This window comes from Patiriisocius sp. 208BN25-11, from assembly GCF_058147145.1.
In genome coordinates, this window is record NZ_JBYVJY010000004.1 from 222,728 (window position 1) to 243,786 (window position 21,059).

The following is a 21,059-nucleotide window of genomic DNA, read 5'->3' on the forward strand; positions in this document are numbered from 1 at the left end:
TTCAGCTTTGCTAAAAAATATGACTAAAACTGCACTTATTACTGGGGCAACCTCTGGAATTGGACGTGCCACCGCCACACTGTTTGCGAAACACAATATCAACCTCGTATTGTGCGGCAGACGCCAAGAACGATTAGATGAAATTGCAACGCAACTCTCGCAGCATACCAAAGTACATACGCTAACGTTTGATGTGCGCGATAAAGAAGCTGTTAAAACCTTACTTACTTCTCTTCCTGAAGGATTTGAAACCATTGATATTTTAATTAACAACGCTGGAAACGCACATGGTTTAGACCCCATACAAAATGGATCTGACGAAGATTGGGATGCCATGCTGGATATTAATGTAAAAGGACTGCTCTATGTGAGTCAGGCCATTATCCCCCAAATGATGGGTCGTGCTTCTGGGCATATTATCAATATTGGATCCACCGCTGGGAAAGAAGTCTACCCCAATGGAAATGTCTATTGCGCGAGTAAACATGCTGTTGATGCCATCAATCAGGGCATGCGTTTAGACCTCAACGGAACAGGCATCAAAGTAGGCGCCATTAATCCTGGACTTGTAGAAACAGAATTTAGCGAAGTACGTTTTAAAGGTGATACAGATCGTGCTCGCAAAGTATATCAAAATTTCACTCCTTTGCAACCCGAGGACATTGCAGATATCATCTATTTTGCGGTGACAAGACCACCGCATGTAAACATTGCAGATGTAACGGTGATGTGCTTGGATCAGGCTTCTTCTACGATTGTGAATAAGGGGAATTAACATTTTGCTTAAACACCCCTAAAGTCCCCTCAAGGGGACAATGCATTTAAAATCTTAGATTGAAGCAATACAAAACTCCCCCCTTGAGGGGGGCTACGGGGGGTGTTACTCCACCACTATCTCATCAATAAAAGTCCACGCTTTATTACCAGCACCTTGCAGGCCGTCTGGAATAGTTCCGTAGCTTGGGATTATTATTTTAATAGCAGTTGTAGTTTTATTTATTGGAATAGCCACATTCACAATAGCTTCTCCAGTAGCATTAATAGCTGTTTTATTTCTAGTTTCATCTTCGATTTCGATTTCTTTCGGTGCATAAACCCACTGTCCGTTGGCATTGTAAAAGCGAGTACTTACTTTGTTTATTTTTGTAGGCGTATCAAATGTGATTGTAATCTCTAAATCATCTCCCCAGAAACCTAACCATTCTTTATCTCCAAAACGGGTATTGCTTCCCGAAACACCATTGATAAGGGCTTCTTTACCTCCAGCACTATACGCCGAATGCGGTGCAACGTTTAAAGATACTGTAGCATTTATTCCTTTATGGTATTTGATAGTTTCTGAGAAAGGCCTACCAATTTTTTCTCCATCCTTATAAACGTGTGCTACTAGCTCGCTATCTTCAGAAATTTTAATGGGTTGAGTATAGGCTAACATTTCCGAAGCATTGAGACTATATTTTATTTCTTTGCCTTTTGTTGGCGTTTCCAAATTATAAAAAAGTGCTCCTTCTGTTTTTGTAATGCCTCCTTCAAGATCAAATAAATGATTGGCATAATTTATTTGTTTTTCATCTAAGCGTTCTAAATAAGGTTCTAATCGTGATAAAAAATTTGAGTAATCTGCTTCTAGATTTTCTGTAGGACCAGACCAAACCACCTCACTCATAGCAAGAATTCTTGGAAATAGCATGTATTCTACTTGGGACGTGGTCGACATGTATTCTGTCCAAACATTGCCCTGTGCCCCTAGCACATGCTTTGCTGCGTCAGTTCCTTGCAATTTTTTAGGAATTGGGTTAAAACCATATACTTTTTTTAAGGGTAAATACCCTCCAATGGCGGTAGGCTCATCTTCATATGTGGCTTGGTAATAATCGAAATAAGCATGCGAGGTTGGTGTTAAAATAACATCATGCCCTTGATTGGCAGCATCAACTGCTCCTTGGGTACCACGCCAAGACATTACTGTGGCATTAGGTGCTAAACCACCCTCTAAAATTTCATCCCAACCAATGATCTTTTTACCCTTGCTATTTAGGTGCTTCTCTATTTCAGTAATAAAATAACTTTGCAAACTATGCTCGTCTTTGAGTCCTTTTTCTTGGATAAGTTTTTGGCAACGAGGACAAGCTTTCCATTGTGTCTTTGGAGCTTCATCCCCACCAATGTGAATATATTCACTTGGAAATAGAGGCATTACCTCATCCAATACATTTTTAAGAAATGTAAAGGTTTCAGGTTTCGGACAATAGATGTTTTCAAATACGCCCCACTTTGTTGCAACGGGTACTTGTTTTCCTGTACATCCTAATTCTGGGTAGGCATGAATAGCAGCTTGAGCATGCCCAGGTAATTCTATCTCTGGAATGACGGTTACGTGATGTTTTTCTGCAAAGGCCACAATATCTTTTACCTCTTCTTGGGTGTAAAATCCACCATACCGTTTGCCATCAAATTGCTGCGGTGTGTCGTTATAATGCCCAACTAAAGTTTCTTCTCGATAGGCTCCTTTATTGGTAAGATCGGGATATTGCTTTATTTCGATTCGCCAACCTTGATCGTCTGTTAAATGCCAATGAAAGGTATTCATTTTTAGTGAAGCCAGATGACTAATATATTCTTTAATAAAGGCAACAGGATAAAAATGTCTTGAAACATCCAGATGCATCCCACGATAAGTAAATGCCGGAGCATCTTCGATTTTCATAACAGGAATTTTGACCTCCTCAATGATTAGATTTTTGGAATCTTCAATACTTGACGGAAGTAGTTGTCTAAAGGTTTGTACTGCATAAAAAGCCCCCGCACCTGAACTCGCACTAATTGTTATGTTTTCTTCGGAAATATCCAACGTATACCCTTCAGGCGCTATTGTTTTATCCTCCTCAAAAATGAAAGTTGGTGACTTTGGAGTATGATTCGCTACATCATCATGAAATCCAAAAAATCCTAAATAGCTACTTAATAGTTGCCTAGCGTTTTCGAAAGTATCAACCGATTTCACAAGAAGTATATCTCGGGGCATCGTAAAATATCCTTCTCCTGCTGTTAGCGAACTAGGTGCTGGAATAATGCCTTGCTCATTAGCAATAAATGTAGTGCCCTGTTCTTGACAGGATAATGCAATAAAAGATAGCAGTAGTATAAATATTTTTTTCATAGTAATTTATATAGGTGTAAACCTGTATCGAAGTTTCGGGAGTGTGCTTCGACAGGCTCAGCATGAAAACATTTTTATTTAATTTCTTAAAACCTTATAACATTTCATTGATACGATATTGCACTCCATTAAGTGTTTTATATCGTATAGTTTTGGGCGCCTTGTCTTTTATTAAAAAGATGACTTTCTTTTCTTCTCCCGGTAACAAATCGAAAAAGTTATCTGTAAAATGCCCAGAAGTGTCTGTATATAAAAATACATCTTTTTGCAGTGTTTTTGCTTTGAGAGTAATTTCAAACCCTTCTGAAACGTTTCTAGTTTTCATCTGTATCTCTTCGGGAGCCAATTGCAGGGCTTTGGGCTTTACAAAGTAGTGGATGGCATGTTCCTCTCCAAATACAATCTTTGCATAGCTTCTTTTAGGATCAAAGTCGATTGCCTTTAAATCTACTTCATACACAACGTCATTCTTGTCTATAAAGCTTTGTACAGGTTGGGTTTCGGTTTCATGTATAATATTTCCATTAAAATCATAGAACACTACATATATTTCTGCTGCAAGTGGTGTGGGGCCATCATCCACTATTTTAATGTTTAATGTATTGTCTTCTTGAAAAGGGATAATCAATCTATTCTCAAATGCTTCTTTTACTTTATAATGCAGTGCTTTCCAGTTTCCTAAACCGTCGATACTTGACCAGGATACCACGGGCCAGCAATCGTTGAATTGCCAGTACAAAGTCCCCATATTATAAGGCTTTGCAGCTCGGTGGGCGCTAATCCCTTTGGTGATGCCATGGGCTTGTAGTAACTGACTCACATAGACATAATCTGCATCATTTGTAGGCACAGGAAAATCGCGTTCCATGTATTCTCGAATTAATGCAAAACCGCGCGAATGTTTTTGATGGGATGCAAAACTAGGGTGGTTCAAATCAATTTTATCTTGCTCTGTAAAATATTGAATCGCTTCATAACTGGGAAACGATTGAAACCCAAATTCACTCATAAAGCGAGGCACTTCCTCTTCAAAATGCTCAAAGGGATAGCCATCATGCCATACCCACCAATCGTGTGCATCGCCTTCAAATTGATAGCGTTTATCACCGCGACCAAACTTAGGCGAGCTTTCCCAATACGAAACAGATGGATGTAAACTATCCACTACCTTCGGGAGTATGTCATTAAAAACTGCTTGATAGTTGTTCCAGATTTCTTCTTTTTGTGCTTCTGTTTTATTTGCTTGCCAACCCCAACGATGCCAGCCTTCACTGTTTTCATTGTTACCGCACCATAAGGCAATACTTGGATGGTCTCTAAGCCTTTTAACATTTTCAATAGCTTCACGCTTTACATTTCTTAGAAAAAGTTCATCCCCAGGGTACATGGCGCAGGCAAACATAAAGTCTTGCCAAATTAAGATTCCTTTTTCGTCACAGAGCTCATAAAATAAATCGTCTTCATAAACACCACCACCCCAAACACGGAGCATGTTCATATTTGCTGCTACAGCATCGTTCAATAATTTTTCGCGGTCTTGAGGTTGTACCTCAGCTAAAAAAATATTTTGAGGAATGTAATTTGCACCCTTCATGTAGACGGGTTTGCCATTTAGTTTAAATTCAAAACGCTCACCAACGCTGTCTTTTTCGGTGATGAGTTCTATGGTACGAAGTCCTATTTTTTTTGAGAGCGTTTCAACAACCGTATTTCCCATTTTTACATTGACAGTGATATCATATAAAAAAGGATCTCCAAGATTATGCGTCCACCACAATTTTGGATTTTTTATGCTCAGGTCTACATCGTATGTACCTTTGGCTCCATAAACTTCAACAGGCCTTTCGAAGGTTTCTCCTGTGGTATTATTAATCACTTCTACCATACATTTTTCGTGGTCTGAAGTGGCAAGATCAATATGTGCTGTAAGGACTGCTTTTCCTTCGGAAATGTTATGGGTTTGAAAATTGGCTCCTTTTAATCTAACGGCGTTATAACTCAGTAGGAAAACATCACGCCAGATACCCATGGTTTTTATTTTTGGGCCCCAATCCCAACCGTATTGAAACTGTGGTTTTCGGGTAAATACTCTGGGGGCTTCGGGGAGGTTGTATCCTAATTTTGAAGCTTCTTCTGCTTCTTTGTTGTCTGGACTAAATAATGTAACTTCTAAAGTGTTTTCGGTTTTTAAAATTTCAGAAACATTTATTTCATAGCTTCTAAAAGCATTGTCTGTTGTTAAAAGTATCGAATCGTTTAATGTAATCTGAGTATAGGTATCTAATCCTTCAAATCGAAGCACATGGTTCTCTTTTTCTAATATTTCCGAAGAAATAGAAAACTCCTTTTTATAGATCCAGCTTTTTTCTGAAACCCATTGTATGCTGTCTTCATTAGTTCCTTTAAAAGGATCTAGAATTTCGCCTAGTTTTAATAGATCTGTTTGAACGACCCCGGGAACTGTTGCGGGTTTCCAATCTGCTACTGAAGCTGAACTATGTGCATCTCCAAACGTTGGAGAAAACTCCCAATCTGTACCATGTAATGATAAATTAGTATTTGAAGAAGGAGTACAACTGGAAATTAAAATACTAAGAACCCAGATAAAAAGGAATTTTTGCATCACACTAAAATACATCTTTTATCTAAAGTGACCTTATTTGAAATTTAATGGAACGAAATAGATTTTAATTTTTATAACTATCTAGTTGCTCATTCGCCCACTTTACAACATTATTGTAATATCGCTCACTTACTTTTTCTTTGTTTTTTTCCAGGACCTCTAAGGCAGTTGTAAAGGTTTCTTTAGCCTTTAATAGGTCACCTTTTTTATGGTAAGTATCTGCCAAACCAAGAAAGAGTTCATGACTGTTTTTATCCTGTTTAAGTCCAATTAAATACGTCTCTATTGCGGCGTCTAAATTCTTATTCTCTCTAAAGTCATCGGCAACAAATTTTAAATACTTTACTGTTGGTTTAAATGTAAACCCAAACTTATCTTGCTGTTCTTGATAGAACAAATCCATTTGCTCTTGGATGCTCTTGTTTTTATTTAGTGCAAACCTTTCTAGGGTATGCTGATCTGTGAAGTAATTTCTACTCATTGAAGTTAAGCCATCATTTATTGCAGGAATGAGTGCAGAAAAGTGGTCTTTCCCTTCGAAACGCCTATTTTTCCATTTAAAATCATCTTTTGGATATTTTAATAATATCGAATCCATTTTGGATACTTCCTGAACGTATCCTTTTTCAAAACCTACGTCGCCAGAAGAAAAATAAAAATACTTTTTTAAAGGTCTGTTCTCTTGCATGGTTTTAACCGCATTGTCAAAAATTCTTCCATCTATGGCATCAAGTGATGGGCTTATTCCTATGTAAGCATCGAACATATTCTTTTTTTCACTAAAAAGAGTGTTTCCTACAAATGCACCACCCCAAGAATGACCTATAATTACGTTAAAGGGTTTTACTCTATAGTTTTTTTCAATAAGGGGAAAAACTTCTTGTGCTATATGTTCCTGTAATGTTGTATTCTTCGGGCTAAACTCACTACCTCTATCTTCAGAAACAATACCTACTACAATGGTAGGTATTATAGTATACCGACTCACCATATAATCTACATTAGATTTTGCCATGTTCCAAACCTGTTCGTCATGAGCATCTAACACATATGTAACTATAAAAGTACTGGTTGAATCACGAAAATACCGTTCTGGGAGAAACACATTTACTTTTCTATCGCTATTAAAAGGAACTGATTTAATAGTATGTTCTCGATTTTGTTTGTTTTGAATTTGACCACTAGCTGGGATGAAGAATTGAACGATAAAAAAAAGTGAGAATAGCTGTTTCATAATAGTTTAGTTAGTTGTATTACAACGAATTAACTTCTTTTTATTGTATGATAATTACTTTTTTTAAACAAAATCATACCTCCGCTCGACTTTGGCAATCTCAATAGTATAGCTGTCATACCATTGTTCGCGCCCTAGTTTTTGGGCTCCTTGATGATCTACATTTGCTTTCCATTCTAAAATTGCTTGCTCAGACTCCCAATAACTTACTGTAATACCAATTTCTTGACGTGCGCTTGTTATGCCAAGAAAACCTTTTTGTTTTTTTGCAAGGGCTTCCATTTTAAGGGCCATGTCCAGGTAGCCCTCTTGATGTTCTGAAAGTGTGGAAGTAAAAATCACAGCATAATAAGGTGGTTTAGGCATAGTTACTTAAAATTGGGTATGATGTCTAATTGGGAATTGCTCTGGAATATCTTCTAAGGATTCTCCTAAATTTTGTCTTAAATCAATTTCAATACCTCTTGCTATGGTAGAGATAGGTACATCATTGGCAGTACCTTCAAAAGGGTTTTCACCCGTTCTTCCAATACGCTCCATCGTATGAAATATCCAAGCAACAATCACATAAAATGGGATTGAAAACCAAACAAAAATAGATCCAATAAATGAATGAGTCTTTTCAATTTCTAATCCAATTTCAGCGAATTGAGGGACTAAAGCCAGGGGCAACAATAAAACAAACATCCACATAAAGAAATGATTCAATGTTGCAAAATGTCTCGGATATGGAAAATTTTTAATACGTTCACTCTTTCCTTGAAGCGTAAAAAATTCTTCTAAAACACCTTCTAATTGTAGAAAAGAAAACTCCCAAATAGCTCCTTTTTCTTTTAATTCATTTAGGTGATGTGACTGTACATAGAGTAAGGCTGTTTGTTTATTATTTTTACTCATGGCATAAGTCATATCTTTTTCAGACAAGTAGGGTTTTAAATCTTCTTCAAGATCTGCATCTTTTTCTGGTGCTCGAACATCCCACTCTCTATTGGTTTTATGATTTACTGTTGTTTCCCATGGCTTTGAAGCTCGCATTGCATGTCTTAAAGCAGTCATCCAAGCAATATGCCTATAGGTAAGAGTTTTGATCTCTTTTTGTAGTTCTACTGCTTCTAATGGAGCGGAAGTATGCTGATTATTTACCATATCTTGAACAAACATCCCAAACGTTCTTGATGTATTTACAATACCACCCCAAATTTTACGAGCTTCCCATATTCTATCATAGGACGCATTATTTTGAAACCCAATTACAAAAGCTACAGCAGTACCAATAAGGGCTAATGGTGTCCAGGGTATTTTGAGCCAAGACAAATCAAAAAAGTAATATGCTGCTACAATGGCAGTAATTATTACAACAAATAAAAGGGTTTCAAATCGGGTCCAAATGGCCATTTCAAAGGCCGTATATTTTTTCTTGATATGCATACCCTCAAAGTTACATAAAAAGTAGTACTAAATTTATAAACGCTCCTTTACAAAAAAACGTTTATAAATTGATCCAACAACCCAATTTCCGAGCGGGAAATACACAGCAAAGAAAAGTGCCATTCCTAAGGCAAAATTTTGGGGTTGAAAAAATTGATCTAACAAACTATTTGGATAGGCATAACTCGTTTGTAGGGCATAGCCTAAGAATTCTAAAATCCCCATAGCCACTAATCCATAGGCATATTGATTGAAAAAAGAATAGCCTCTTAATAGTACAGAGATTGGAATCATATACAATCCATAGCAGGTTAGCACTTGCCACCAATAGGTGAACTTAGCAATTTCGGCCCATTCGCCAAAGGCATTCATAACAAACCCAAATGGGATATAGACTACCAAATATATTAGGTATAATTTTGTTGGAGTTTCTTTTAGTTTTTGAATAAGAGCTTGTATCATTGTTTTTTTGAATAGGTCTTAGTGGTTTATCTCACTAAAAACCGTATTGATTTTTCCCAGACCCTAAAGGGATAATCAATACAATTTTTAGTTCTATTAAATGTAAGTCTTAATATACGTTAATTGCTTACGTTGTTTCTGTTTTCTTTACTATTGGGTTCAGAAGTTCTCTTTATAAATTCCTAGGGTTAGGTTTCCTGAACCGTCCATGTGAGCACGATACATCCCTGCGGTATTAAAGTCCATTGAGACATTTCCGTCTTTATCAATAGATACCACTCCTCCTGTACCTCCTAATTTGGCAAGCTTATTTTGGATCACTTCATGGGTGGCGTCTTTTAGTGGAATTTCTTTATATTCCATCATGGCACTAATATCATGGGCTACCATACCTCTAATAAAATATTCTCCCCAACCTGTAGAAGAGACTGCACAGGTTGCATTGTTGGCATAGGTACCCGCTCCAATAATGGGTGCATCACCAATACGATTCCAGCGTTTGTTGGTCATTCCTCCAGTAGAGGTTCCCGCTGCAAGGTTGCCATGTGTGTCTAACACGACACATCCAACGGTTCCAAACTTTGAGTCGTTAATAAAAGGATCTTCTGTATAGCGGGTTGAGACTTTATCGCTCTCAGACAATTCAAGTTTTGCTTTTGCCTTAGCGCGTTGCACCGATTTAAAACGGCGCTCGGTATAAAAATAGGAAGGGTCTACCAAGGTATATCCTTTTAATGCAGCGAACGTTTCGGCTCCTTTTCCAGCCAGTAGCACATGATCTGAATCGTTCATGACTGATACGGCTAAGTCGATTGGGTTTTTAATCCTACTCACTCCAGCAACGGCTCCAGCATTTAAGGTAGCACCATCCATCACAGAAGCGTCTAGTTCGTTGCGTTCTTCATGAGTGAACACAGCTCCTTTCCCTGCATTAAACAAAGGAGAGTCTTCCATAATATTTATGGTAGCAGTTACAGCTTCCATGGCGGTACCACCATTTTTTAAAATGGCATGGCCTTTTGTAATGGCTTCGGTGAGTTTTTCTTTGTACGCAGTTTCTAATGAATCACTCATGTTTTCTTTGCGAATGGTACCGGCACCTCCATGAATGACAATTCCGAAGTTTTGACTGTGCATTTCATCGATAATTTGTTCTTTATTTGTAGGAATTGACGTTTTTGAAGTGTCTTTTTTGTCAGAATTACAGCTAAAAAGCATTAAAAATCCGACTAAAAGCGCTAAAAATTCATTTTTTTCATTTTTTTTCAATGTTATGTTGTTCGTCGATGAATTGTTTATTTACGGGTATTTATTGTAGGAAAAAACGCTGTCTTTTTTCCTACAATTGTGTAAAAACATCGATTAAGTGCACTTAAAATCAGCTTAAGTGTTGTATGAGTACAATATTTTTCTATATTTGGATAGACAGCAGCCCCAAACTTAGTTGTCCCCCAAATTATGAAATTATTAAAAACTAACCTACTTGCTATCGTATTATTAATCTCATTAGCTTCTTGCTCAACAGAGGATACTTCTAATGATATTACAACAGATTATACTATTGATTTAAATCTTGCCAACGAGACAGACTGGGAGATGGCAGAAGAAATTTTACAATTAGTAAATGAGCACAGAGCCACACTAGGTATGAGTGCTATTCGTAAAGACCAACAACACGCATCTGCATATGCTGTAGATCATACAAAATACATGATCGATATAGAAGAAATTAATCATGATAACTTCCACTATCGCACAGAAGCCCTTAAACATCAAGGTGCTCAAAAAGTGGGGGAAAATGTAGCTTTTGGTTACAATGATGCCCAAAGTGTAGTAACAGCTTGGTTAAATAGTCCAAGTCATAAAAGAGCTATCGAAGGTGATTACACACATTCTGGCTTTGGTATCATCCCAACAACAAATGGATCATACTACTTTACACAACTTTTTTACAAAAGATAATTACCTACTTACTTAAACCTTAAGAGCTCCAGCGTATTTTTGCCCCAAGCAATAGTGTTGGAGTTTCTTTTTTTTTTTTCGTGTTTCTGAAATTTCCTAACTCCTACTACTTTTCGAGTACTCACATTTCAGAAAAAACTATGGTGCTAGTAACAATCAAAGACATTCTCAATGCTTTTGTCGATTTTAAGTAACCCCTAAAGGCAAATCGATAAAAAATGCTGTATTTTTATAGGATAACAAAACTATATTGGTATGGCCATTCAAAAACCATTTAATCTCAATCAATGGATTGAAGAAAATCGAGAACATTTAAAACCACCTGTTGGTAATAAAAATCTATACAAAGAAGCTGGAGATTATATTGTCATGATCGTGGGTGGACCCAACGCTAGAAAAGATTATCATTACAATGAAACCGAAGAGTTGTTCTATCAATTAGAAGGTCATATTCAAGTGCACATTCAGGAAGATGGTGTAAAGAAAACCATGGAACTTGGACCTGGAGACATGTATTTACATCCAGCCAAAGTTCCGCATTCTCCAGTTCGTGGTGAAAACTCTATTGGTTTAGTTATAGAACGCAACCGTAAAGAATTAGTGGGCAAAGACGGCCTCTTATGGTTTTGTGACTCTTGTAATGACAAACTCCATGAAGTATACTTCCCGCTCAATGATGTTGAAACAGATTTCTTTTCTCATTTTAAAACCTTTTATGGTAGTGAGGATCTAAGAACCTGCAACAATTGCGGTACGGTGATGGAAGTTGATGATCGCTTTACGGCAGACGAGTAAATCTTATGACCTCTAAAAAAGTGATCGGGATCATCATTGGTGGAGGCTTCATGCTTTTACTTCTTTTTTGCTTGATGTTATACCTAACACTTCGAACAAAAGTTAACGATATTTCTGACCAACCACCTTTTGATGAATTTATTGGCACCAAAGTGATTTTAGGCAATGACGCTATTCTAGTTAATAATTATGAGCATTTTGTACATGAAGAACCTTTATACCTAGATGCAGTTGGTTCGCAACTATACGAAGGCACCACCATTGCACATGTCTTAAAAAAGGGAGATAATGTTGTCATAAAAAGCGCTAAAGATTTTACAAATGGCACAAGTGGTTTTATCTCTACTATCATTTTTGGTAACGTAACCACAGGAAACCCAAGTCGCATCATTCCTTTTGAATATGCTTGGGAAACGCAAGAAATGAAAAAAAATGCCCAAGGCGTATATATCTTCACCTTTGAGTTGGCTGACTGGGAAAAGAAAAATTAAAGCCTCAAATTTTGAATAATAGCATTACCTGCTAGTTTCATATTTCCGAAGAAAACAAATAATTCTCATTCAATAGAACCCGTAACAATACTCCATAGAGATGAAGGGTGTTCATTAAAGGTGTTATAAAGTACAAAAGATATAAGCACAATATAGCCTACAAACCCCAATACTATGAACCATTGTGCTCTAGAGGTTTTTTGAATTTCCTGCCTGTCTTTTATTTCGCAAACTTCACCAGGGCAATACTGAACTTTATTCTTATAAAACCGTGCGTACAATTTGCAAGCCAAACAGATTCCGAAAGCCGTTTCAAAAAACAAAAACACCAAACAAATCAAACAAATCAGTGCTGTAATTGGGCTAAAAGAGTTCACTACATTTTGCAATAAAAAAATGGTAATCGAAAGTACAAATCCTATTTTCCATGCAAATTTTTTCTGTGGAGCCCCTACATATTCTGGAACTTGATTTCTAACGATATACCTGCCTAGTATTAAAAAGGGAGCATATTTAGGATTGACCAATACACGTATCGCCATATCTGTCATAAAAATCATGACCGTAAATTTGAGTAATAAAAAATCATTTACAAAAATAACGGTGAGTATAGAGATAAGCATTAACAGGAATAATATCCCCGCAGATGCTCTTATTTCTCTTTCGTTTAATACAGGAATTGCGTATCCTTCGACGGTTTCTCCAAATTGAATGACTTTGCTCATACTCTTTAAATTAATTGGTGGTTGCTACTTTAGTAGACGCAATAGGCACATAAATAGTTGCCTATAGCATTCGCATAAGAAACTATCTTTTATTTGGAATTTGGTTATTCCTTTTTTGTACTTAAGCAAAATTGTATCTTCGCGCAACGGTTTGATGCTCTTACTATTTCTAAAGAAATTTTTAGTATTCAAGCATTTTTAATAAAACTAAAATTTCCGCTTGCGGAGAGAAAAAATAAATTTTTTTATGTCAACAGTAGCAAAAGACTTCGGGATGGACGAAGCATTGAAACAACTAGGTCTTAAGGCCATAAATCATGGTACATCAACCGGAAACACTTGGTATCCTGGTGGCGAAGAAATCGCTTCGTACTCTCCAGTAGATGGGGCATTGATTGGTAAAGTTACCACCACTTCTAAAGAAGAATACGAAAAAGTTATTACAACAGCTCAAGAAGCTTTTCTATCTTTTAGAGCCATGCCTGCGCCGCAACGTGGAGAAATTGTACGTCAGTTTGGAAATAAATTACGTGAATTAAAAGAGCCTCTTGGGAAGCTTGTTTCTTACGAAATGGGAAAATCATTACAAGAAGGATACGGTGAAGTTCAAGAAATGATTGATATCTGTGACTTTGCAGTAGGGTTATCTAGACAATTAAACGGACAAACGATTCCGAGTGAGCGTCCAGGACATGTCATGAGAGAGCAATGGCACTCGTTAGGTATTGTAGGGATTATTTCTGCATTTAACTTCCCAGTAGCTGTATGGGCTTGGAACACAGCCTTAGCTTGGGTATGTGGTGATGTATGTGTTTGGAAAGGTTCTGAAAAAGCACCTATGTGCGCAGTAGCCTGTCAAAACATTATCGCTGAAGTATTAAAAGACAACAACATGCCAGAAGGTATTTCTTCTATCATCAACGGTGATTATACGGTAGGTGAAATGATGACTACCGATACAAGAATTCCTTTAATCTCTGCAACAGGTTCTACTAGAATGGGACGTATTGTAGGAGCTACAGTAGCAGAGCGTTTTGGAAAATCATTATTAGAATTAGGTGGAAACAATGCCATCATTATTACACCCACTGCAGATTTAAAAGTTGTAGTTCCTGGTGCTGTGTTTGGTGCCGTAGGTACTTGTGGCCAGCGTTGTACTTCAACTAGAAGATTGATCATTCACGAAAGCGTTTATGATACAGTAAGAGATGCTATTGTGGGTGCATACAAGCAATTAACAATTGGAAATCCATTAGACGAAAAGAATCATATTGGACCTCTTATAGACACCGATGCAGTAAACACTTATTTAGCTGCTATTGAAAAAGCAAAAGCAGAAGGTGGAAATGTATTGGTTGAAGGTGGCGTGTTAGAAGGTGCTGGTTACGAAAGCGGATGCTATGTAAAACCAGCCATTATTGAAGCGAAAAACAGTTTTGAAATTGTACAACACGAAACATTTGCACCTATCTTATACCTAATGAAGTATTCTGGAGAAGTAGAAAATGCAATTGATATGCAAAATGGTGTTGCGCAAGGGTTATCTTCTGCGATCATGACCAACGAAATGAAAGAAGCTGAAAAATTCTTATCATTTGCAGGAAGTGACTGTGGTATTGCCAATGTAAATATTGGAACTTCAGGTGCCGAAATTGGAGGTGCTTTTGGAGGTGAAAAAGAAACAGGTGGCGGACGTGAGTCTGGATCTGATGCTTGGAAAGTATACATGAGAAGACAAACAAATACGGTGAACTACTCTGATGAATTGCCATTAGCGCAAGGAATCAAATTTGACCTGTAACCACTTGAAGGTCTATGTTTTATACTGAAATTTTAAGATTTCAGAATCTTTAACCCGTTTAAACATAACGTTTGAACGGGTTTTTTGATGTGTATATCCGATAATATTGACTTTCAACGAATTACAGCTTCTCAGTATGTTTTTGAAAAATATAATTTTTACCTTAGGATTTCATTAACCATTAATAATCAACCAAATGAGTAAAAAAACAGTATACTTGCTTGGTATTTTACTTACCATACTTATTGGTACGTATTTCTATTGGAAACTTTGTTGCAACGATTGTTGTGATGGAGATGCCGACAAGGCTGGAGATAGAACCGAACGTACTATAAGTAATGAAGTAGATGCCAACACAAAAATTGCAACAAACAATGCCTTTGCATTGAATGATGCAAATGGTGACTTTAGCTTTAGTGCTAATGAAAATTTCAATTTTAACGCCTCAAACTATGACGCATTAATACCTATTAATGCACAAGTAGATGCAGGAATTGGAAAACTACAAGCATATCTCGATGCGAATAAAAACAAGACCGTAAACATCACAGGGCTTTACACTTCTGGAGAGACCAACAACTCGGCCTATCCAAATCTTGGTTTAGCTAGAGCCAATGCTGTAAAAAACTATTTTGTCTCTAAAGGTATCTCCTCTGGACAAATGAATACCTTCGGAAAATTAACAGAATCTCTAGTGCCCGATGGTACTGTTTATAAAGGACCCATCACCTATGGTATTGGTACAACTACAGATGATACTGCAAAAGAAGAGGCTGCTAACATGAAAGCATTACGTGACAATATCAATGCAAATCCATTGGTATTGTATTTTGATACCGCGCAAGCTAGCATCAATCTTTCAGCAGCACAGCGTCAAAAAATTGCAGACATCTCAAAATACCTAGACAAAAACCCAGATGGGATGGTCACTATTGTGGGTCACACAGATAATACAGGCTCTCGAACCACCAATGTACGATTAGGACAAGAACGAGCAGACTTTGCAAAGGGCTATTTTGTACGAAACGGGATAGCAGCCTCTAAAATAAACACGAGTTCTCAAGGTCCAGACCAACCCGTAGCAACAAATGCTACCGAAGAGGGAAGAACCAAAAACCGTAGAACTGAAGTAACAATAAAATAACAACAACATTTAAAAATATAAACATATGAACTGGTGTATATTAATTCCATTAATTGTAGGGCTATTAAGTGCTCTTCTAGGTTATTTACTAGGTAAATTATTAGCTGGTGGTAACACAAATCAAGATGCTGCAAGTATTAACATGTGGCGAGATAAAAGTGAACAACTAGAAGCAGATCTTGCTGCTTGTAAAGCAAAATTATCTGCTGGAGCAGGAAATCCTTCTATGGGAGCTAGTGGAGCAAGTATGGCTTCCTCTTTCGCAGCTGGTGCCGCAACCTCAACTGCTGCTGCAATACCATTCGATGCTGCTGCAGCAAAAGCAGCTTTTGGAAAAAACATTAAACAAGACGACCTAAAAGTGGTGGAAGGTATTGGTCCAAAAATTGAAGAACTCTTTAAAGCCGATGGTATTACAACATGGCAAATGTTAGGAGATGCGGCTGTATCTCGTTTACAAGGCATACTAGATGCGCAAGGAGAACGTTATAAGGTACACAACCCAGAAACATGGCCTATGCAATCAAAAATGGCTTATGAAGGAAAATGGGAAGCCCTTAAAAAATGGCAGGATGAACATGATTACGGTAAGAAATAATCTTTTCTTCCATTCTCAATTTTGGTTACACAAAATGTTTCCCAGTCTGTTCGAGCGCAGTCGAGAACTAAACTAAAGAATTTATTTTCTAAGTAGGTTTCGTCCCGAAGCTTCGGGAGCGCTCAACCAGACATTAATAACGAGGTTGTTTTGTACGACCTCTTTTTATTTTAAAAAAATATCATGAAAAAATTAATTCTTTTTTGTCTTATCGCACTCACGCTAAGCTGCAATAACAATGACGATCCCGGGGATATAGTCACGAATTGTACAGAAATCTTTGTCTTTGGATTAAGCATTCAAGTACGAGATGCCAATACCGACGCTATTATTCTACAAAATATTACGGTTACAGCTGTAGATGGTGATTACACAGAAGTACTTGATTTTAATTTTGACACCTTTGTTGGTGCGGGAGAACGTGCAGGAACTTACATTTTAACCATAGAAGCTGAAGGGTATCAAACACTGGTTACAGACCCTATATCTGTTGGTGCAGACGAGTGTCATGTAATTACACAAACTCGAGATTTCACATTACAACCCAACTAGTTTCTCCCTTTTTCAAGTGGGTACAACGAATATACAGGGTCACTCTGCCAATATTGCTTTGTTTCAATAGCTATCACAGATAAAGGACCTTTAAAAGCTGCTCCTGTATCTACATTCCAAACATTAGCATATTGGGTGGGTGTCTCTTTCCTTATTCGAGTAGTGGGTGTATGCCCAATATAGACTTCTTTAAACAATAGCAATCGTTTTGGATACAACACACTGTCTTTCGAAAGGTTTGGATCTACACTACAAGCCGTTTCCCAAAGGGTTCTATCCCAATACACCAAATTTGAATAAAACTCATGCTCGGGACCTTCTTGGTGTGTAAAACCGGCATGTACAAACAATCTATTTTGACCATCTATGTAATAATTTTGTAACTGTTCCAAAAAGGCGATATGTATTTTTTTATCTGCTTCGGAAATATCCTTATAACTCTCTCTGGTTTGTTCTCCGCCATGTGCTAACCACATAGGATTGGTATCATTTTTAGCTAAATAACGATGTACTAAATAGTCGTGGTTCCCTCTAATAAAAATACAGTTGTGGGTTTTTTGAAGGCCTATTAAAAACGAAATTACTTGGGCAGCTTCACTCCAACCATCACCATAATCTCCTAGAAAAATAAGGGTATCTTCTTCGGAAATGTTAGCGCGTTGCCATACTTGCTTCAAAGCTTTGAGGCCACCATGAATATCGCCTATAACAAGGGTTCTTTTTGTAGAAATCATTAAGCGTTGTATTTAAGTTTCCGAAGAATTCGAACAGATTCTTTAAAAGAAGCGTACACATCTTCATAGGGTTTTAAGACTTGTTTTGCGGCAGACAACTTTTCTTTGGCATCCTCAAAGCCGTTAAGATAGCAAATAAGATAGGTAGCTGGAAGTTGCTTTAAATCTCGTTTTTCATTAGGCCTTAAGGGTATTCCATTTTTCAATTTAGTCACTAATGCATTATTGGCATTAAAAATATGATGGAGTGTTTTCTTATTGTATTGCGGCGGCTCAAACAATAAGGTAGTATCTATTTGATAGAGTCCGTTTTCCTGAAAGGTAATGCACACCTCTTCTAGAGGATAATATTTATGTTGATTGTTAAGACCTAGTAACACATATTCTGTAATCACAAACTCATCCTCTGTATATGCAATACTAACCTCATCAAGTGCCGAGTAAAATAACCGTACTTGTTCATTAATTAGCTCTATATCGACTCTAGAATAATAGGTATTTCCTTTATGAATTTTGGGAGTTCCCGCCCAGCAAACCACAAAGAGTTCTTTAAATACTTTGTAATGCGCATCGAGATTTTTATGTCTTTTATTGGTGAAATCGATCACTCCATCTAAGGTGTGCTCAATATTATTTTTCGCCTTATTTTCTATGGCCTTTACAAGTTCGCTATTTACATCTTTGATTTCAATATCAAAATCTTTAGGCATGGAGATACTACCATCTCTTAAAAAAATAGAACCACCCCAATATTTCCAGATGTTTTTGCGTAACGATGTTATTTTCCCGTTAGGGCGAATGGTGACCAAACCCACTACCTTATGTGTCGGTAAGGTTGGAAAGGCTACATTTTCGTATGTAATAATAGGTGCATTGGTGAGGTAGGCATTGATAAGGTTTTGAATCTTACTATCGTCAAAAAAATCGACACCTGTAATTTCGTTCGTTGCGTCTTCTACCCCAATAACGATATAGCTATTGTTGGCTGGATTGCTATTGCTAAGCGCACAGATATGCTTTAAAAATTTGGCTTTCCCCTCTTTGCTTCCTAGATCAATTTTACGCTTTTTATCATAAAAACTACTCTCATCATTATGAGCCAGTAAGTTTTTAATAAGAAGGCGTTTGTTAATCATAGTTTGGTCTTACAATGCGGTAAGAAATTTTCAATCTTTCTAAAGTAACAAAATTTGATACACATCTTAAACAAAAGATATAACTCTTTCTTTTTTGCATCGCCCAAAAAAGTTCTTTCAAAAGAGGCATTAATACCCCAATTTTTCTCTCACTCTTTGAAGTACATCATTTGCGACTTGTGTTGCTTTCTTTGCACCAACTTGCAATGCTTCATCAATAAGGTGCGTGTTTTCCATGAAGTGATTGTAGCGTTCACGTTCTGTTTCAAATTTTGTCAGGATTAATTCGTACAAGGCTTGTTTTGCATGCCCGTAGCCATAATTACCACCTTCATAATTTTCTTTCATACTTGCTACTTCAGCTTCCGAAGCTAACAAACTATAAATAGCAAAACAATTACAGGTACTCCAGTCTTTTGGATCTTCTAGTGGCGTACTATCTGTTTCAATTTTCATGACCTGCTTGCGCAGTTTTTTTTCTGGTAAAAAGATATTAATAGTATTGTTTCTAGACTTGCTCATTTTATTCCCGTCAAGTCCAGGAATTAATTTTGTATGTTCTTGCACTCTAGCTTCAGGAAGCACAAAAGTTTCTCCCACTTGCGAATGAAATCTTGAAGCTACATCACGCGTCATTTCAATATGCTGCAGTTGATCTTTCCCTACTGGAATAAACTCTGCATCATACAGCAAAATATCTGCTGCCATGAGCATTGGATAGGTAAACAACCCACTATTTACATCTTCTAAACGGTCTGCCTTATCTTTAAAAGAATGTGCTAGGGTAAGTCGTTGGTACGGGAAAAAACAACTTAAATACCAAGATAGTTCTGTTACTTGAGGGATATCACTCTGTCTATAAAAAACCGTTTTTTCAACATCCAATCCAAAAGCTAACCATGTTGCTGCCGTGCTATTGGTATTCTCGCGCAATAGGGCTGCGTCTTTTATTTGTGTGAGGGTGTGTAAATTGGCTATAAATAAAAAACTATCATTTTTTTGATCGTTTGCCATTTCAATAGCGGGTACAATGGCACCTAATATATTTCCTAAATGTGGGGTTCCAGTGCTTTGTATTCCAGTGAGTATTCTTGACATAATGCGGTTCGCTTGGGCGAAAAATTCTTTAATAAAACAAAATAAAGCACAAAGTTAATCCTTTTGGTGCTATTAGATACTTCTATTTGGTATTTTTGGCCCATATGAAAGTATTGGCATATCCATTTATTATTCTCTACAGGATTTGGTTTTATATCCTACTAGCCATTCCTATTTTGGTCATGTTTCCTTTCTTATTGATGAGCATTGCAAAACAAACATGGTATCCTGCCTTTTTTAAAATGGCACGTGTTTGGGCCACCATTATATTATATGGCATGGGCTTAGTTCCAAAGATTAAGCGAGACACTCAATATCAAAAAAAGAAGAGTTATATGTTTGTTTCCAACCATACATCTATGACAGATGTTATGTTGATGCTCTACGTTACCAAAAACCCTTTTGTATTTGTTGGAAAAAAAGAACTGGGTAAAATTCCACTTTTTGGCTTCTTTTATAAACGCACTTGTATTTTGGTAGATCGAAAAAATCCAAGAAGTAGAAAAGAAGTGTTTGAAAGTGCGCAAAAGAGATTACACCAAGGCTTAAGTATTTGTATTTTCCCAGAGGGTGGTGTTCCAGATGATACTTCTATCGTATTAGACACTTTTAAGGATGGTGCATTTCGATTAGCTATAGAACACCAAATCCCTATTGCACCTATGGTTTTTCACGACAATAAAAAACGATTTTCATATACTTTTTTAACAGGCAGCCCAGGTGTTTTAAGAGCAAAGATACTTCCACTAATATCCACTCAAGGAAAGACCTTAGATGATAAACGCGCTATTAATGACCACACCAGATCGGTTATTTTAAAAGAATTAGAAAACCCTACGGTATAAAAAAACCTCTTAGCAGCATGCAAGAGGTTTTTTTATATTGTTCTATTGGAGCTATTAAGGCTCTATTTTGTTGTCTTCTTCGTCTTTAGAGGCATCTTTAAATTCTTTAATACCGCTTCCAAGACCGCGCATTAATTCTGGTATTTTTCTACCACCAAACAATAGTAAAATAACTACTGCTATTAAAACGATTTGAGGCCAACCAATGACTAAGAAAAATGCTAATGATACCATAATACAATATTTTATAGTACAAAGGTAACAAGAAATC

At 37.0% G+C, this 21,059-nt stretch carries 21 protein-coding genes; 9 read left to right on the top strand and 12 right to left on the bottom strand.

The features are described 5' to 3' along the window. Positions 1-19 precede the first annotated feature (19 nt). Entirely contained in the window at positions 20-775 is a 756-nt protein-coding gene (locus ACY2RS_RS07550) for an SDR family NAD(P)-dependent oxidoreductase (RefSeq protein WP_490098021.1), read from the top strand. Positions 776-880: 105 nt separating this feature from the next. Here ACY2RS_RS07550 and ACY2RS_RS07555 read toward each other — a convergent pair whose 3' ends face one another. The 7 genes from ACY2RS_RS07555 to ACY2RS_RS07585 all read right to left on the bottom strand — a co-directional run bounded on the left by ACY2RS_RS07555 (position 881) and on the right by ACY2RS_RS07585 (position 10,125). Further along, the gene (locus ACY2RS_RS07555; RefSeq protein ID WP_490098022.1) at positions 881-3,160 is read right to left on the bottom strand and encodes a beta-N-acetylhexosaminidase; all 2,280 of its coding nucleotides are present in this window, start codon (positions 3,158-3,160) and stop codon (positions 881-883) included. 94 nt (positions 3,161-3,254) lie between these two features. After that, the gene (locus ACY2RS_RS07560; RefSeq protein ID WP_490098023.1) at positions 3,255-5,783 is read right to left on the bottom strand and encodes a beta-mannosidase; all 2,529 of its coding nucleotides are present in this window, start codon (positions 5,781-5,783) and stop codon (positions 3,255-3,257) included. Between the two features lie 64 nt (positions 5,784-5,847). Continuing rightward, positions 5,848-7,017, bottom strand: a complete 1,170-nt coding sequence (locus ACY2RS_RS07565; protein ID WP_490098024.1) for an alpha/beta hydrolase-fold protein — start codon at positions 7,015-7,017, stop codon at positions 5,848-5,850. Positions 7,018-7,080: 63 nt separating this feature from the next. Next, a complete protein-coding gene (locus ACY2RS_RS07570; protein WP_490098025.1) occupies positions 7,081-7,383 on the bottom strand; it encodes an antibiotic biosynthesis monooxygenase family protein in 303 nt (100 codons plus the stop codon). Positions 7,384-7,389: 6 nt separating this feature from the next. Next, positions 7,390-8,445 (bottom strand): bestrophin family protein, encoded by a 1,056-nt coding sequence (locus tag ACY2RS_RS07575; protein WP_490098026.1) that lies wholly within the window; start codon positions 8,443-8,445, stop codon positions 7,390-7,392. A gap of 33 nt (positions 8,446-8,478) precedes the next feature. Beyond that, complete coding sequence (locus tag ACY2RS_RS07580) at positions 8,479-8,907, bottom strand: hypothetical protein (protein WP_490098027.1); 429 nt, start codon at positions 8,905-8,907, stop codon at positions 8,479-8,481. 159 nt (positions 8,908-9,066) lie between these two features. Continuing rightward, the gene (locus tag ACY2RS_RS07585; RefSeq protein WP_490098075.1) at positions 9,067-10,125 is read right to left on the bottom strand and encodes an isoaspartyl peptidase/L-asparaginase family protein; all 1,059 of its coding nucleotides are present in this window, start codon (positions 10,123-10,125) and stop codon (positions 9,067-9,069) included. Between the two features lie 240 nt (positions 10,126-10,365). Here ACY2RS_RS07585 and ACY2RS_RS07590 point away from each other — a divergent pair, with 240 nt between their 5' ends. The 3 genes from ACY2RS_RS07590 (at position 10,366) to ACY2RS_RS07600 (ending at position 12,155) form a co-directional block, all read left to right on the top strand. After that, positions 10,366-10,869 (top strand): CAP domain-containing protein, encoded by a 504-nt coding sequence (locus tag ACY2RS_RS07590; RefSeq protein ID WP_490098028.1) that lies wholly within the window; start codon positions 10,366-10,368, stop codon positions 10,867-10,869. A gap of 255 nt (positions 10,870-11,124) precedes the next feature. Beyond that, positions 11,125-11,664 (top strand): 3-hydroxyanthranilate 3,4-dioxygenase, encoded by a 540-nt coding sequence (locus ACY2RS_RS07595; protein ID WP_490098029.1) that lies wholly within the window; start codon positions 11,125-11,127, stop codon positions 11,662-11,664. A 5-nt stretch (positions 11,665-11,669) separates the two neighbouring features. After that, complete coding sequence (locus ACY2RS_RS07600; protein ID WP_490098030.1) at positions 11,670-12,155, top strand: hypothetical protein; 486 nt, start codon at positions 11,670-11,672, stop codon at positions 12,153-12,155. A 65-nt stretch (positions 12,156-12,220) separates the two neighbouring features. Here the strand turns inward: ACY2RS_RS07600 and ACY2RS_RS07605 are convergent, their stop codons facing one another. Then, positions 12,221-12,880, bottom strand: coding sequence for a DUF4395 domain-containing protein (locus tag ACY2RS_RS07605; RefSeq protein ID WP_490098031.1), 660 nt, complete (start codon positions 12,878-12,880; stop codon positions 12,221-12,223). A gap of 247 nt (positions 12,881-13,127) precedes the next feature. Between ACY2RS_RS07605 and amaB the strand changes: the two genes are divergently transcribed. The 4 genes from amaB (at position 13,128) to ACY2RS_RS07625 (ending at position 16,975) form a co-directional block, all read left to right on the top strand. Continuing rightward, positions 13,128-14,681, top strand: a complete 1,554-nt coding sequence (gene amaB / locus ACY2RS_RS07610) for an L-piperidine-6-carboxylate dehydrogenase (protein WP_490098032.1) — start codon at positions 13,128-13,130, stop codon at positions 14,679-14,681. Positions 14,682-14,877: 196 nt separating this feature from the next. Next, the gene (locus ACY2RS_RS07615) at positions 14,878-15,825 is read left to right on the top strand and encodes an OmpA family protein (protein WP_490098033.1); all 948 of its coding nucleotides are present in this window, start codon (positions 14,878-14,880) and stop codon (positions 15,823-15,825) included. Positions 15,826-15,850: 25 nt separating this feature from the next. Beyond that, positions 15,851-16,423 carry a hypothetical protein gene (locus tag ACY2RS_RS07620; protein WP_490098034.1) on the top strand — a complete coding sequence of 191 codons (573 nt, stop codon included), beginning with the start codon at positions 15,851-15,853 and terminating at the stop codon, positions 16,421-16,423. A 183-nt stretch (positions 16,424-16,606) separates the two neighbouring features. Further along, on the top strand, positions 16,607-16,975 hold the full coding sequence (locus ACY2RS_RS07625; protein WP_490098035.1) for a carboxypeptidase-like regulatory domain-containing protein: 369 nt from the start codon (positions 16,607-16,609) through the stop codon (positions 16,973-16,975). Here the strand turns inward: ACY2RS_RS07625 and ACY2RS_RS07630 are convergent. The 3 genes from ACY2RS_RS07630 to trpS all read right to left on the bottom strand — a co-directional run bounded on the left by ACY2RS_RS07630 (position 16,972) and on the right by trpS (position 19,943). After that, positions 16,972-17,709, bottom strand: a complete 738-nt coding sequence (locus ACY2RS_RS07630) for a metallophosphoesterase (protein ID WP_490098036.1) — start codon at positions 17,707-17,709, stop codon at positions 16,972-16,974. The genes ACY2RS_RS07625 and ACY2RS_RS07630 overlap by 4 nt on opposite strands. Beyond that, positions 17,709-18,845, bottom strand: a complete 1,137-nt coding sequence (locus ACY2RS_RS07635) for an ATP-binding protein (protein WP_490098037.1) — start codon at positions 18,843-18,845, stop codon at positions 17,709-17,711. Before ACY2RS_RS07635 ends, ACY2RS_RS07630 begins: the two co-directional genes overlap by 1 nt. A 129-nt stretch (positions 18,846-18,974) precedes the next feature. Then, positions 18,975-19,943: a tryptophan--tRNA ligase gene (trpS, locus tag ACY2RS_RS07640; RefSeq protein WP_490098038.1), complete on the bottom strand. Its 969-nt coding sequence runs from the start codon at positions 19,941-19,943 to the stop codon at positions 18,975-18,977. Between the two features lie 104 nt (positions 19,944-20,047). Here trpS and ACY2RS_RS07645 point away from each other — a divergent pair, with 104 nt between their 5' ends. Then, on the top strand, positions 20,048-20,788 hold the full coding sequence (locus ACY2RS_RS07645; RefSeq protein WP_490098039.1) for a lysophospholipid acyltransferase family protein: 741 nt from the start codon (positions 20,048-20,050) through the stop codon (positions 20,786-20,788). Positions 20,789-20,842: 54 nt separating this feature from the next. On the opposite strand, the gene ACY2RS_RS07650 is transcribed toward ACY2RS_RS07645, so the two are convergent. After that, positions 20,843-21,022 carry a Sec-independent protein translocase subunit TatA/TatB gene (locus tag ACY2RS_RS07650; protein WP_490098040.1) on the bottom strand — a complete coding sequence of 60 codons (180 nt, stop codon included), beginning with the start codon at positions 21,020-21,022 and terminating at the stop codon, positions 20,843-20,845. Between the last annotated feature and the right edge of the window lie 37 nt (positions 21,023-21,059).